This window comes from Staphylococcus sp. HMSC057A08 (genome assembly GCF_001812925.1).
GTDB lineage: Bacteria > Bacillota > Bacilli > Staphylococcales > Staphylococcaceae > Staphylococcus > Staphylococcus hominis.
Genome location: NZ_KV810857.1, coordinates 274024 through 288038 on the forward strand (window position 1 = coordinate 274024; position 14015 = coordinate 288038).

The window sequence follows — 14015 nt, forward strand, 5'->3', positions numbered from 1 at the left end:
AAAGGGAATATAATATGATATAGTGTCCTATTTAAAATAGTGAAATTTAATCAAACAAATAAATTGTAATTTAACTTACGTTCTAATACAATATGGTTACTATTCATCGACTGTAAGGAGTGAGATGATATGAGAATAGAACGCGTTGACGACACAACTGTGAAATTATTTATCACTTATGGTGATATTGAAGCAAGAGGATTTAGTCGTGAAGATTTATGGACAAATCGTAAGCGTGGTGAAGAATTCTTTTGGTCAATGATGGACGAGATTAATGAGGAAGAAGATTTTGTGGTTGAAGGACCTCTTTGGATTCAAGTACATGCATTTGAAAAAGGTGTGGAAGTCACAATCTCTAAATCTAAAAATGAAGAAGCAATGAACATGTCAGATGATCATGCAAATGAGCAATTTGAGGAACAAGTGAATGAATTGCTAGCTAACACATTAGAACAAGAAGAAAGTATTGAAGATTTATTTGAACAACGTGCACAACAAAAACAAGCACATAAATCTAAACGTAAACCATCACAACAACGTTCTAGTTTAAGAACAATTATTGTGAAATTCGAAGACTTAGAAGAAGTCATTCATTACGCTTATCATCATAATCTATCTACAGATGAGTTTGAAGATTTATTGTATATGAGTGATTCACATTACTACTATGCAATTCACTTCGATAGTACTGTTAGCCAAGAGACAATTAATGATAGCTACAGTCAATTACTTGAATTCGCTTATCCTAGTGATAAAACAGAAGTGTATTTAAATGATTACGCTAAAATTATTATGAGTCATAATGTTACTTCACAAGTACGTCGTTATTTTACTGATTCAGTAGAATAATATATAACGATTAATCGAGAGTAGAGAAGAAATTTAAAATAAATTTCTTTTCTACTCTCTTTTTTAAAAGTAAATGGATCATCTTAAACGTTTAATAGTATGAGGTGAATGCATGTTAGTAGCGATTAATCGTAATAATGAAACCGTATATGCTCATCAAGCCATCATTACTGAAGAATACCGATGTCCATATTGCAAAGAAAAACTTCTTTTAAAAAAAGGGTTAAAAAAGATTCCGCATTTTGCCCATGTCTCTCAAATTAAAAAAAGATGCATGAAAAATGAAACAGAAAAACATTACTACGTTAAATTTTTTATTGCTCAACGTTTAAAACAATATCACTTTAATGTTGAAATAGAACCTTATTTTTCTAAAATTATGCAGTATCCTGATATTCTTGTGGATGCTAAAGTAGCTATAGAAGTTCAATTTTCAAGAATAAGTATAAAAGAGGTTAAATCTCGATCAAGAGGATTTGAACAAATTGGAGTTGCAGTTATTTGGCTTATCGAACAATTACAATATCGTAAGGGTTATTTATACTTGAACACGTTTCAAGCTTATTTCATTAATCCGATTGATAGAACGTTATATAGTTGGGAGCATGAAAAACAACTGATAGTAAAGTATGTCAATATACAACATATTGGTGGCCGAAAATTTATTGCGCATAGACGAATTATTCAAATTTCTGAATTATTATCATTCAATGAAAAAAAGAATGAGTCATATTGTTATAAATTGTCAAATAGACATATCAGTCGTTATATTTTTAATTGTAGAAAAAAACGTTCGGTGTTAGAACCGTCTTTAAGTGCTATGTATCAATTACAAATAACTGACGATGAGGTATGTAGAGATACAGGTTATATTTTTTCGTATCAAATTTTTATTGAAAATCATCCAGTACAATGGCAACTCAAGCTTAAGTTGTTGTTAAAACATAACCTTCCCAAGCATTATTTAATGTCGTATTTGAAATTCAGACAATTTTATCTACAGGATATTAATAAAGAAGAAATTACTTTAAAGTTAATAGATGATTATATTCAACAAGTAAGTGGGAGTTTAAACGTGCAAAATAAATAAAATAATGAGAAAATTATAACATTAATTCATTTAGGAGGTACATGTATGAGTCAACAACTTACTAGAGAAGAGCAAGAACGAAAATATCCAAATGAAACTTGGGATTTAACAACTATTTTTGAAAGCGATGAAGCTTTTGAAAAAGCATTAAAAGAGGTAGAAAGTTACCTAGGTAAAGAAGAACAATTTAAAGGACATCTAGGAGATAGTGCTAAAACTTTATATAATGCTTTAGCTTTAGAAGATGAGATTGGAACACAATTAGAAAAGGTGTATGTTTATGCACATTTAAAACAAGACCAAGATACATCTAACGATAAATATACTGGTTTTGAATCTCGTGCGCATCAACTCATCATAAAAATTAGCTCAGCATGGAGTTTCTTAGTTCCAGAGATTTTGCAAATTGATGAAGAGAAATTAGAATCTTTTATTAAGAGTAACGATGATTTAAAACGTTATGCATTTGACTTGAAATTAATTAATGAAAAACGTCCACATATTTTAGATGCTGATAAAGAAAAATTATTAACCCAAGCGCAAGATGCATTATCAACTCCAGAAAATGTCTATGGCATGTTTAGTAATGCTGATTTAGAATTTAAAGATGCAGTAGATAAAGATGGAAAAAAACATCCTTTAACACAAGGTACATTTATTAAATATTTAGAATCAGATGATCGTGAATTACGTCAGTCAGCTTATAACAACTTATATGAAGCGTATGGTGCATATAACAATACATTAGGCTCAACTTTAGCTGGTGAAGTTAAGAAAAATATTTTCAATGCTCGTGCGCATAACTATAAAACGGCACGTGAACGCGCTTTAAGTAATAACCATATTCCTGAAGAAGTATATGATAATTTAGTTGCAACAGTTCATAAATATCTTCCATTGTTGCATAAATACACTCAATTGAGAAAAGAACTTTTAGGTATTGATGATTTGAAAATGTATGACATTTATACTCCATTAGTTAAAGATGTTAAATTTGAAATGCCATATGACGAAGCTAAAGAATGGATGCTAAAAGCGCTAGAACCAATGGGAAAAGAATATTTAGATGTAGTTAAAGAAGGTTTAAATCATCGTTGGGTAGATGTTTATGAGAATAAAGGAAAACGCTCAGGTGGTTATTCTTCAGGCGCACATTTAACTAATCCATTTATTTTATTAAATTGGTCTGATACAATCTCTGATTTATATACACTTGTGCATGAATTTGGACATTCTGCACATAGTTACTTTAGTCGTAAAAATCAACCATCAAACTCTAGTGATTATTCTATCTTTGTAGCTGAAGTTGCTTCAACATGTAATGAAGCTCTACTAAGTGATTATATGGATAAACATTTAGATGATGATCGACGTCTATTATTACTAAACCAAGAACTTGAGCGTTTCAGAGCAACATTATTCCGTCAAACTATGTTTGCTGAATTTGAACATAAAATTCATCAAATTGAGGAAGCGGGAGAGCCATTAACATCAACTCGTATGAATGAAGAGTACGCTAAATTAAATAGACAATACTTTGGTGATGTGGTAGAAACAGATGATCATATTAGTAAAGAGTGGTCTCGTATTCCACACTTCTATATGAATTATTATGTGTACCAATATGCAACTGGATACAGTGCAGCTCAAAGTTTAAGTCATCAAATTTTAACAGAAGGACAACCTGCTGTTGAAAGATATATAAATGAATTCTTGAAAAAAGGTAGTTCTAATTACCCAATTGAGATTCTTAAGAATGCAGGTGTAGATATGACTACACCAGAACCTATAGAGCAAGCGTGTGAAGTTTTTGAACAAAAATTAGAAGCATTTGAAAAATTAATGAAGCACTAAAAATAGTGTATTCGTTTTCAATGTGTCTAATTTGTGACATTTTGGATGGAAATGTAGTTTAATATTGAAACGGCGTTTTGAGCGTGTTATATTATATACATGAAATTAATCACATAACAAACATACCCCTTTGTTTGAAGTGAAAAATTTCTCCCATCCCCTTTGTTTAGCGTCGTGTAATCAGACACGGCGTTTTTTTATGCTTAATTATTAAATCAATTTAATATAAAAAGAGCGATACACTTCATATAAGTGATCGCTCTTTGTTATTTCTTAGGCATTTTAGATTGCCAAAATTCGCCGTCAGGATAATTTAGTTTTTCAACTTTTTGTTGTAAAGCTAATTTTTTTAATTCTTTTACGAGTAACTTTTCCGGCCACTCATAAATAGTAAGCAGTTCTTCCATCGTTACTAATTGTTTGGATTGAATATAAGTTTCGAGATTTGGAGGTAATTCTTTTTCGATAGGGCATCCCATTAATTCATTAATAATATAAGTATAAATATGGTAAGGATAAAGACCTTCGACTTTCAAACCTTCTTCATGCACATCTTCACTAAAAAATACAAGTGAAGGCGCTTGTTCAATTTCCATTTCTCTTGCAATATGCAAATCTATTTTTAAACTTTCGGTAAGTTTATTTTTTTGTAAGTCTTCTTTGAAAACATCATAATCTAAACCAGCATTTTTAATACAATTACAAATCATTTCTTCAGTGATAATATCTTTTTTTGGTATAATTTCGTTCTGCATTAAATGAATAAAACGTTCCGCTCTTAATCTACCTTGTAATTCAGCAGCTTTATATGCTAAAGCAATATTATCAAAATCTGAAGTACTTTGAGCTTGACATTTAGTCAAAACCTTTAATGAAGGATTCAAAATATGTCTGATTCGAATATATTGATTATACTCAATTCTTAATTTAGAAATAATTGCGGATAATTTAAAACAATCTTTATTAAAGGGATCAAAGAATGAATAAATTTCTATTTTATTTACAGGTGACAGATTAGTGCTTTCACGACTCGCATTATCTACAATTTTAAGTTCTTCAGCCATGTTTAACTCACCTTCAATTATATTTAGGAATTCACCATATGGTTAGCAGTTAAACACAATCTTTCATACAAGTATTCGCCAACTCCTGCTGGAAATTGAGCTTTATTGATTGCTTTATACATATTTTCTAACCATGCATCTCTTTCATAAGTAGTAATTCTAAATGCCATATGTCTCTTTTTTAACATTGGGTGACCATGTTCTTGAGTGTATAAATCAGGACCTCCTAGAAATTGTGTTAAGAATTGCTTTTGCTTTCTACTTGTTTCTTTAAAATCTCCAGGAAATAAATGGTTGATTCTTTGATCATTCTCTACAAGAAAGTAAAAATAATCAATCATATCATACAAAGCTTTTTCTCCTATTACATCATAAGGTGTTGTAGTCATAGTATCACCCATTTCTATTAATGTATTTCTAATATAACATGAATTTTTACATTTAAAAGTAATTTGACTTTTCACAAGTTTATCTCACATCTATTATAATTGAGCTTGATATTCAAAAAATCGTTGAACTTTATTTTTAGGTGGCTCGTGAACTAAGTTAAATTGTTTTAATAAATTTTGAAATTTTTCAAAGCCTATTTGATAATCATTGACTTCAAATTCTAATTCATAGTCTGTTTTATCAAAGTATTGACTTTTATCTAATACTAATAGTTCATTTTGAAATTCAACTTCTAGTCTTTCAGTTGTCAATGCACCTAAAACACTTAATTCGTTTTCTCCAATATCAAATTCAGTAAGAATGTTTTGAATATCATTAGGTAATGTTGATTTGACAATTGTTTGTCCAATATGAGGCTTCATATCGATTGGATGATTATATTCTATCAAGCCAACTTTAGCTGGTACTTTTAGTGTGATTTCAAATCTGTTTTGTTTAACACGTATTCTTAAAGCAGAACGATGATCACGTAGTTTAAAACTAGGTGTTTCAATATAATAATTGATTTGAGTGAATGGTGTGAGTTGTTTAAAATAAGAAGCTTTAATCGCGTTATATGTATTGAAATCAATTAATTGCTTAAATTCAATTTCATTATTAGTACTCATAATTACACCTCATTAGAAAATCTTTAGTATATTATTGTAGTTCATTATGACGGACATTTGTAAAAAATTAAAGTAATAACAATACTAAAAATAAAATATATAGAGCTAAATATTTAATCGTTTAGAGCATACTTGAACTATGGTACTCTAATGTGTGTTTGAAAGTTAAATTATGTTAAACTAATAAGGAATAATAAGGAGGAACAAGCATGCGTATATATGTAAATGAAATTAAAATCAAAGATGATAGCATTTATTGCTACTCAGAAGATCCAACTGATGGATTAGATGAAGTAGGACAAATGCTTGTAGATAGTGATAATTTTAGTTTTGCTTATTTATTAGATGATGGCTCGTCGTATTCATATTTGATTTTTGTACAAGAGACGTGGTCAATGTTACATAATAATAGAGATAAAAAAGTAATTATTAACGATGAATTAGAATTAGAACATTTTCAAGATGAGTTAAGTTATATCCTAGAAAATGTTGAAGGAAATAATAACTATGGTAAGGAGTTTGTTTCAGCAGTTGAAGAAACTTTCGAACTAAAGTGAAACGGAGTGGAACCATATGAATCAATGGGAGCAATTTTTAACACCATATAAACAAGCAGTCGATGAATTAAAGGTGAAATTAAAAGGCTTACGTAAGCAATATGAAGTTGGAGAAAACGCCTCACCCATTGAATTTGTAACTGGTCGTGTAAAGCCTATTACAAGTATCATTGACAAAGCGAATAAAAGGGGAATTCCTTTTGATCGATTACGTGAAGAAATGTACGACATAGCTGGTTTAAGGATGATGTGTCAATTCGTTGATGATATTGATGTAGTTGTTAATATGCTTAGACAACGTCAAGATTTTAAAGTTGTCGAAGAAAGAGATTATATTAACAATACAAAACAAAGTGGTTATCGTTCATATCATGTAATTATCGAGTATCCAATTGAAACATTAAGTGGTCAAAAAATGATATTAGCTGAAATTCAAATTCGCACATTAGCAATGAATTTTTGGGCTACAATCGAACATACATTAAGATACAAATATGATGGAGATTATCCTGCTGAGATACAACATCGTCTAGAAAGAGCGGCTGAAGCGGCTTACTTATTAGATGAAGAGATGTCTGAAATTAAAGAGGAAATACAAGAAGCTCAAAAATATTATACTCAAAAACGTGCAAAAAAACATGACTGATGAGGTGTCAATACATGCGTTATACGATTTTATCTAAAGGTGACTCTAAATCAAACACGCTTAAACATAAAATGATGAATCAAATGAATTCTTTTCATATGATAGAGGATGCAGAAAATCCAGAAATAGTGATATCTGTTGGTGGAGATGGAACACTTTTGCAAGCTTTTCATCAGTATAGTCATATGTTATCAAATGTAGCATTTGTTGGAGTACATACTGGTCATTTAGGTTTTTACGCAGACTGGTTACCTCATGAAGTTGAAAAATTGATTGATGAAATTCATCATTCTGAATTTCAAGTGATTGAATATCCATTACTTGAAATTATTGTTAAATATAACAACACTAAGAATGAAACACGCTATCTAGCACTCAATGAAGCAACTATGAAAACTGAAAATGGATCAACATTAGTAGCAGATGTTGCAATTAGAGGTAAACATTTTGAACGATTTAGAGGAGATGGTCTATGTATTTCCACGCCTTCTGGATCGACAGCTTATAATAAAGCACTAGGTGGTGCACTGATTCATCCTTCTCTTGAAGCCATACAAATTGCTGAAATTGCATCTATTAATAATAGAGTATTTAGAACGGTAGGTTCACCATTAGTATTACCAAAGCATCATACATGTTTGATTACACCTGTAAATCATAATACAATTAGAACAACAATTGATCATGTCAGTCTAAAATATAAAAATGTGAGCGACATTCAATTTAGAGTCGCAAATGAAAAAGTTCGTTTTGCTAGATTTAGACCATTTCCTTTTTGGAAAAGAGTTCATGATTCGTTTATTGAAAGTGAAGATGATTGATGAAATTTGTATACCATATTCATAGCGAAGAAATGCTTAAGACATTTTTACAACGTCATAATTATTCAAAGAAAACAATTAGCGCCATTAAACGTGATGGCGCTTTAATTATTAATAGGCAACCTGTAACAGTTAGATATATGTTGAAAAAAGATGATCACCTTATTGTTAAACTGCCGGAAGAAGTTCCGAGTACATATCTTCGTCCTTCAAACAAACATATTGAAATATTATATGAAGATACATATTTAATTATCGTTTCAAAACCGGTACATTTAAATTGTGCACCTTCAAGAGAACATCCTCATGATAGTTTAATTGAGCGCGTGATGTATTATTTAAATCATTCTACGAATAAAGTACAATATGTAGTACCTCATATTGTTACAAGATTAGATCGTAATACGACGGGCATCGTTATCTTTACTAAACATGGTCATATTCATCACCTTATGTCGACATTTGAAATAGATAAGCGATATATATGTGTGTGTTACGGTAAAACTAAAGAACAATCTATGATAGAGGCACCTATTGGTAGAAACAAAGATAGTATTATTACTCGGTGTATTACGCCATCTGGTAAATATGCAAAAACTGAATATAAAACGTTGAGTAGTCATCACAGTGCAAGTTTATGTGAAGTTAAATTACATACTGGGCGAACACACCAAATTAGAGTTCATTTTAAGCATATTGGTCATCCACTTATTGGGGATGACTTATATGATGGTTTTCATCCTCGGATTCAAACACAATCTTTACAATGTTATAAAGTAAAATTTATACATCCAATATATAATAAAGAAATCGAGATTATTTTAGACTATAAAAACTTAGAAAAAATATATCAAAGTGTAAATTAAAATTAGGAGGTACACTTGATGTCATTAAATACAGAAACAACTGACATACAACATAATAAAGTATACAATCAAAAACTACTAGATGACAGTTTAAACCGCAATGATATAGATCAATTCAGAAAAGAATTTCTAACTTTACATCAATATGAACAAAGTGAATATTTTGAAAATACAACGAATCAGAATAGACAAAGAATATTCGAATTTTTATCGCCTCAAGAAGTGAGTAGATTTTTTAATCAATTAGATATTGAAGGGAAAGAATATGAAATATTATTTGATTCAATGCATGCACATTATGCAAGTGAAGTATTAGAAAATATGTCTACAGATAACGCAGTTGATATTCTAAATGAATTATCTAACTCAAAAGTTGCCAGTTTATTAGCTTTGATGGATAACAGAGTCACAGATAAAATCAAAAAGTTATTACATTATGAAGAAGATACTGCCGGTGGTATCATGACTACTGAATATATTTCATTGGATATTGGCACATCTGTAAAAGAGGCACTCATGCTAGTTAAAAATCAAGCACCTGACGCAGAAACGATATATGTGATTTATGTCGTTGATACTGCCGGTCAACTCGTAGGTGTTCTATCTTTGAAAGATTTAATTGTAGCAAATATTGAAGCTCATGTTGAAGAAGTAATGATTCAACGTGTTGTAAGTGTAAATGTAGAAGAGGATCAAGAACGTGTTGCTCAAAAAATGAAAGATTATGACTTTATTGCCATGCCTGTTATCGACTATCAACATCATTTAGTAGGGATTATCACAATAGATGATATTTTAGATGTCGTAAATGAAGAAGCAGATGAAGATTATTCACGTTTAGCAGGGGTTTCTGATACTAAATCTACTGATCAATCAGTATTTAAGAAAGCATTGAAGAGATTACCGTGGCTGATTATTTTAACATTTTTAGGTATGATAACAGCAACGATTCTGGGTGGTTTTGAAGATACATTGTCGCAAGTTGCATTATTAGCAGCATTTATCCCTATTATAAGTGGGATGTCAGGAAATTCAGGAACGCAATCATTAGCAGTGTCTGTTCGTAATATTTCTAATGGTGATATTAAAGAAAAAAGTAAACTTAAAATAGCTTTAAAAGAAGCAGGCAGTGGGTTAATCACTGGTTTTGTGTGTGCAGTGATTTTATTCTTAATTATTGTCATTATTTATCGTCAACCCTTCTTGGCACTGATTGTAGGTGCAAGTTTAACTATTGCCATGACAGTAGGTACGTTAGTAGGCTCAATGATTCCAATCTTAATGAATAAAATTCATATCGATCCTGCTGTCGCAAGCGGACCATTTATTACAACTATCAATGATATTGTAAGTATGTTAATTTATTTTGGCCTTGCAACAACATTTATGTCATATCTAACATAGGGGGATGAAATGGGATTTTTTTCTTTGGTCATAGTCGTCGTCGCAGCATTTCTTACACCGATTATTGTTAATCGATTAAACGTCACTTTTTTACCTGTTGTCGTAGCTGAAATATTAATGGGAATTATTATAGGAAACTCATTTTTAGGACTTGTCCACAAAGATGAAATGTTAAACATTCTTTCAACATTAGGTTTTATCTTTTTAATGTTTTTAAGTGGACTGGAAATTGATTTTAGCGCATTTAAAAAAGACACAAGAAAGAGACAGGGTATTAATAAAAATGAAAAGAATTTACCAAGTCATTTACAATTAGCACTTACAGTTTTTTCGTTAATAATGGTGCTTTCAATCATTTTAGCATTTGCATTTAAATGGTTAGGCTTTGTAGATGATGTATTATTAATGGTCATTATTATTTCAACCATTTCATTGGGTGTAGTCGTGCCAACACTTAAAGAAATGAATATCATGCGTACAACAATAGGACAATTTATATTATTAGTAGCAGTATTAGCAGATTTATTTACGATGGTTTTATTAACTATTTATGGTGGAATCAATGGTGAAGGCGGAGGGTCAATTTGGCTGTCTGCAATTTTAATCGTGTTTACTGCAATATTTTATTTATTAGGTTCTGTATTTAAACAGTTAAATTTTATGCAACGCTTAATGGGTGGTACAACACAAATTGGCATACGGGCCATTTTTGCATTAATCATTTTACTCGTTGCTCTTGCTGAGGGTGTTGGTGCTGAATATATATTAGGTGCTTTTTTAGCTGGTGTAGTTGTATCACTGTTAAAACCTGATGAAGAAATGATTCATACTTTAGATTCATTTGGATACGGATTCTTTATACCAATATTCTTTATTATGGTCGGTGTAGATTTAGATATACCATCTTTAATTAAGGAACCTTCTTTACTTATTATAATTCCGATACTTATATTGTCCTTTATCGTTTCTAAGTTGATTCCTGTCTTATTTATTCGAAGATGGTTTGATACTAAAACAACCATTGCATCAGCATTTTTATTAACATCTACACTTTCGCTTGTTATTGCTGCAGCAAAAATTGCTGAAGAATTAAAAGCAATTACTTCTGAAATGTCAGGGATATTAATATTAAGTGCAATTATTACATGTGTATTTGTACCTGTTGTATTTAAAAAATTATTCCCAATTCCAGATGAAGTGAACCGAAAAATTGATATTGCGTTAATTGGTAAAAATCAATTGACTATTCCAATTGTTCAAAATCTGACTTCACAGTTATATAATATAACGTTGTTTTACCGTAAAGATTTAAGTGATAAGCGAAATTTACCTGACAACGTGACTGTCATTGAAATTAGTGAATATGAAGAAAGTTTATTAGAGAGACTTGGCTTGTTTAATCAAGATATTGTCGTGTGTTCTGCTAATGATGATGGTTTAAATAAAAGGATAGCAAAATTAGCTAAATCTCATGGTGTAAACAGAGTTATTTGTCGACTAGAAAATAGTGGTGATGATGAAGAATTAAAAACAGATGGTATTGAAGTATTTAGTAACTTTATTAGTAATAAAATTTTCTTAAAAAGTTTAATTGAAACACCAAATATGCTAAATATTTTAAGTAACGTTGAAACGTCACTATATGAAATTGAAATGTTGAATTATAAATATGAAAATATTCTATTACGTCATTTCCCATTTGGTGGGGATATCATATTTGTACGTATTGTTAGAAATAATGAATCCATTGTACCACATGGAGATACGCAACTTAGATATAAAGACCGTTTAATTGTAACAGGTTCTAAAGAATATGTAGATGAACTCAAATCTGAATTAGAATTTTATTATTAATCCATTTAAAAGAGAGGACAAAATAAAGAGTATCTTTGAAAAATAACATAAAAAGATACATTACTTTGTGTACCTCTCTTTTTATTGAGATGATTTGAAAATTTATTATTACTTTATTAAATATTATTAACAATGGTAAAATATGTATGTTAAAAACGTTTATAATGAACGGATTAATATAAAGTAATATAAGGAGATAATTTATATGATTAATTTAGAAAATAAAACCTTTGTCATTATGGGCATCGCTAACAAACGTAGTATTGGTTTTGGCGTAGCTAAAGTATTAGACGAATTAGGCGCGCATCTCGTATTTACATATCGTAAAGAACGTAGTAAAAAGGAATTAGAAAAATTATTAGATCAATTAAATCAAAAAGAGCATCATCTTTATCAAATAGATGTTCAAAAAGATGAAGATGTCATTAATGGCTTTGCGAAAATCGGTGAAGAAGTTGGAAGTATTGATGGCGTCTATCATTCAATTGCATTTGCTAATATGGAAGATTTACGTGGTCGTTTTTCTGAAACATCTCGTGAAGGATTCCTACTTGCACAAGATATTAGTTCATATTCATTAACCATTGTAGCTCATGAAGCGAAAAAAATTATGCCGAATGGTGGTAGTATTGTAGCTACAACTTATTTAGGCGGAGAATTTGCAATTCAAAACTATAATGTGATGGGTGTAGCAAAAGCAAGTCTCGAAGCAAATGTTAAATATTTAGCATATGACTTAGGCCCAGATAATATTCGAGTCAATGCAATTTCTGCTGGACCAATTCGTACATTAAGTGCTAAAGGTGTAGGTGGATTGAATTTAATTCTTAAAGAAGTTGAAGAACGTGCACCGTTAAGACGTAATGTAGATCAAGAAGAAGTGGGTAGAACTGCTGCTTATTTATTAAGTGATTTTTCAAGTGGTGTAACTGGAGAAAATATCCACGTAGATAGTGGTTTCCACGCAATTAAATAAGATTAAATTGAAAAATAGTTATAAGATATATGATAAATCCAAGAGTCTGAGACAATGAGTTGTCTTAGACTTTTTTTATAAATCGACAGTTGATGACTGAATTGAAAATGCATTTGTATCAAGCTTTATTCAATTTCAGTTCCAAGGCTAGAACATAGAAACTTTCAATAAGAACATCTACGTTCAACGCAAATTGGGGATGCATTGATGATGTGGAACGGCGACTTAAAAATGAATTTTATCCCTCTTCTAGCTTTATATTATTCAATGTGATATGACATAAAAAAAACTGCGAATAGAATATGTTCTATCCGCAGTAAGTAATTAAAAAGCATTAATAATTAATTTAATCTTTAACATCGCTATTTGCTTTATCAATGATACGTTGACGATACTTAAATACATTTCTTGCTATTGTTTTTAATACTGCATAAAGTGGAACAGCAATTAAAATAAGTGTGAATCCTCCTAAATCACCCGCTGCTAAGATAACAACAATGATTGTAAGTGGATGAATACTTAGTGATTTACCCATGACGTTAGGTGTGATGACATTACCTTCAAGTTGTTGTGCAATTAATGTAACAACACAGACCCAAATAAATGTTGATGGACCATCGATAATCCCTAATATTGCAGCAGGCGCAAATGATAACCAAGGTCCTAAAAATGGGATTAAGTTTGCTACACCAGCGAATAATACAAGCAATGGTGTATAAGGTAACCCAATAAGGCTATAACCAATATAAAGAATAATACCTAAGATGAAACTAACAGTAACTTGACCTTGAATATACGATTTTAAGGTATAATTTAAATCTTTAAGTAAATCAACAACAAAAACTTTACGTTCTCCTTTGAAAAATTTACCAATTGCTGGAATAAATTTTTCATGATCTTTTAACATATAAATCAAGAAGAACGGTACCATAATCAATAAGAAAATGGTTGAAATAAGAGATGTGATATAAGTGAT

13 protein-coding genes and 1 pseudogene are annotated in these 14015 nt (G+C 30.4%); 10 read left to right on the plus strand and 4 right to left on the minus strand.

What is annotated here, in order from left to right; all coding sequences use genetic code 11:
- The first annotated feature begins 129 nt into the window (after nt 1-129).
- The 3 genes from mecA to pepF all read left to right on the plus strand — a co-directional run bounded on the left by mecA (nt 130) and on the right by pepF (nt 3793).
- Complete coding sequence (gene mecA, locus HMPREF2881_RS08565) at nt 130-849, plus strand: adaptor protein MecA (RefSeq protein ID WP_002455531.1); 720 nt, start codon at nt 130-132, stop codon at nt 847-849.
- A 112-nt stretch (nt 850-961) separates the two neighbouring features.
- Nucleotides 962-1939: a competence protein CoiA gene (locus HMPREF2881_RS08570; RefSeq protein WP_002488365.1), complete on the plus strand. Its 978-nt coding sequence runs from the start codon at nt 962-964 to the stop codon at nt 1937-1939.
- Between the two features lie 45 nt (nt 1940-1984).
- Nucleotides 1985-3793, plus strand: a complete 1809-nt coding sequence (pepF, locus tag HMPREF2881_RS08575; protein ID WP_002448233.1) for an oligoendopeptidase F — start codon at nt 1985-1987, stop codon at nt 3791-3793.
- A gap of 266 nt (nt 3794-4059) precedes the next feature.
- Here pepF and yjbH read toward each other — a convergent pair whose 3' ends face one another.
- From yjbH to HMPREF2881_RS08590, 3 genes are all read right to left on the minus strand, one after another.
- The gene (gene yjbH, locus HMPREF2881_RS08580; protein ID WP_002488369.1) at nt 4060-4857 is read right to left on the minus strand and encodes a protease adaptor protein YjbH; all 798 of its coding nucleotides are present in this window, start codon (nt 4855-4857) and stop codon (nt 4060-4062) included.
- Between the two features lie 23 nt (nt 4858-4880).
- Complete coding sequence (locus HMPREF2881_RS08585; protein ID WP_002488336.1) at nt 4881-5246, minus strand: truncated hemoglobin YjbI; 366 nt, start codon at nt 5244-5246, stop codon at nt 4881-4883.
- A 93-nt stretch (nt 5247-5339) separates the two neighbouring features.
- Nucleotides 5340-5915, minus strand: a complete 576-nt coding sequence (locus tag HMPREF2881_RS08590) for a CYTH domain-containing protein (RefSeq protein ID WP_002488319.1) — start codon at nt 5913-5915, stop codon at nt 5340-5342.
- Nucleotides 5916-6124: 209 nt separating this feature from the next.
- On the opposite strand from HMPREF2881_RS08590, the gene HMPREF2881_RS08595 reads away from it, so the two are divergent.
- From HMPREF2881_RS08595 to fabI, 7 genes are all read left to right on the plus strand, one after another.
- Nucleotides 6125-6472 (plus strand): UPF0738 family protein, encoded by a 348-nt coding sequence (locus HMPREF2881_RS08595; RefSeq protein ID WP_002448177.1) that lies wholly within the window; start codon nt 6125-6127, stop codon nt 6470-6472.
- A gap of 16 nt (nt 6473-6488) precedes the next feature.
- Entirely contained in the window at nt 6489-7118 is a 630-nt protein-coding gene (locus tag HMPREF2881_RS08600) for a GTP diphosphokinase (RefSeq protein WP_002448222.1), read from the plus strand.
- A 14-nt stretch (nt 7119-7132) separates the two neighbouring features.
- Entirely contained in the window at nt 7133-7939 is an 807-nt protein-coding gene (locus tag HMPREF2881_RS08605; RefSeq protein WP_002488363.1) for an NAD kinase, read from the plus strand.
- The gene (locus HMPREF2881_RS08610) at nt 7939-8805 is read left to right on the plus strand and encodes an RluA family pseudouridine synthase (RefSeq protein ID WP_002488367.1); all 867 of its coding nucleotides are present in this window, start codon (nt 7939-7941) and stop codon (nt 8803-8805) included. The genes HMPREF2881_RS08605 and HMPREF2881_RS08610 overlap by 1 nt, the downstream gene beginning before the upstream one ends.
- An 18-nt stretch (nt 8806-8823) precedes the next feature.
- Nucleotides 8824-10209: a magnesium transporter gene (gene mgtE / locus HMPREF2881_RS08615; RefSeq protein ID WP_002455527.1), complete on the plus strand. Its 1386-nt coding sequence runs from the start codon at nt 8824-8826 to the stop codon at nt 10207-10209.
- Nucleotides 10210-10218: 9 nt separating this feature from the next.
- Nucleotides 10219-12063, plus strand: a complete 1845-nt coding sequence (locus HMPREF2881_RS08620) for a monovalent cation:proton antiporter family protein (RefSeq protein WP_002488346.1) — start codon at nt 10219-10221, stop codon at nt 12061-12063.
- 205 nt (nt 12064-12268) lie between these two features.
- Nucleotides 12269-13039 (plus strand): enoyl-ACP reductase FabI, encoded by a 771-nt coding sequence (gene fabI / locus HMPREF2881_RS08625; protein ID WP_002488374.1) that lies wholly within the window; start codon nt 12269-12271, stop codon nt 13037-13039.
- Nucleotides 13040-13385: 346 nt separating this feature from the next.
- On the opposite strand, the pseudogene cozEa reads toward fabI, so the two are convergent.
- Nucleotides 13386-14015, minus strand: a pseudogene (cozEa, locus tag HMPREF2881_RS08630) (lipoteichoic acid biosynthesis protein CozEa); the annotation flags it as partial.

What these genes read in the sequence shown, in the direction of transcription:
- mecA (WP_002455531.1), top strand. Translation starts at nt 130, where the DNA reads ATGAGAATAGAACGCGTTGACGACACAACTGTGAAATTATTTATCACT.
- HMPREF2881_RS08570 (WP_002488365.1), top strand. Translation starts at nt 962, where the DNA reads ATGTTAGTAGCGATTAATCGTAATAATGAAACCGTATATGCTCATCAA.
- pepF (WP_002448233.1), top strand. Translation starts at nt 1,985, where the DNA reads ATGAGTCAACAACTTACTAGAGAAGAGCAAGAACGAAAATATCCAAAT.
- yjbH (WP_002488369.1), bottom strand. Translation starts at nt 4,857, where the DNA reads ATGGCTGAAGAACTTAAAATTGTAGATAATGCGAGTCGTGAAAGCACT.
- HMPREF2881_RS08585 (WP_002488336.1), bottom strand. Translation starts at nt 5,246, where the DNA reads ATGACTACAACACCTTATGATGTAATAGGAGAAAAAGCTTTGTATGAT.
- HMPREF2881_RS08590 (WP_002488319.1), bottom strand. Translation starts at nt 5,915, where the DNA reads ATGAGTACTAATAATGAAATTGAATTTAAGCAATTAATTGATTTCAAT.
- HMPREF2881_RS08595 (WP_002448177.1), top strand. Translation starts at nt 6,125, where the DNA reads ATGCGTATATATGTAAATGAAATTAAAATCAAAGATGATAGCATTTAT.
- HMPREF2881_RS08600 (WP_002448222.1), top strand. Translation starts at nt 6,489, where the DNA reads ATGAATCAATGGGAGCAATTTTTAACACCATATAAACAAGCAGTCGAT.
- HMPREF2881_RS08605 (WP_002488363.1), top strand. Translation starts at nt 7,133, where the DNA reads ATGCGTTATACGATTTTATCTAAAGGTGACTCTAAATCAAACACGCTT.
- HMPREF2881_RS08610 (WP_002488367.1), top strand. Translation starts at nt 7,939, where the DNA reads ATGAAATTTGTATACCATATTCATAGCGAAGAAATGCTTAAGACATTT.
- mgtE (WP_002455527.1), top strand. Translation starts at nt 8,824, where the DNA reads ATGTCATTAAATACAGAAACAACTGACATACAACATAATAAAGTATAC.
- HMPREF2881_RS08620 (WP_002488346.1), top strand. Translation starts at nt 10,219, where the DNA reads ATGGGATTTTTTTCTTTGGTCATAGTCGTCGTCGCAGCATTTCTTACA.
- fabI (WP_002488374.1), top strand. Translation starts at nt 12,269, where the DNA reads ATGATTAATTTAGAAAATAAAACCTTTGTCATTATGGGCATCGCTAAC.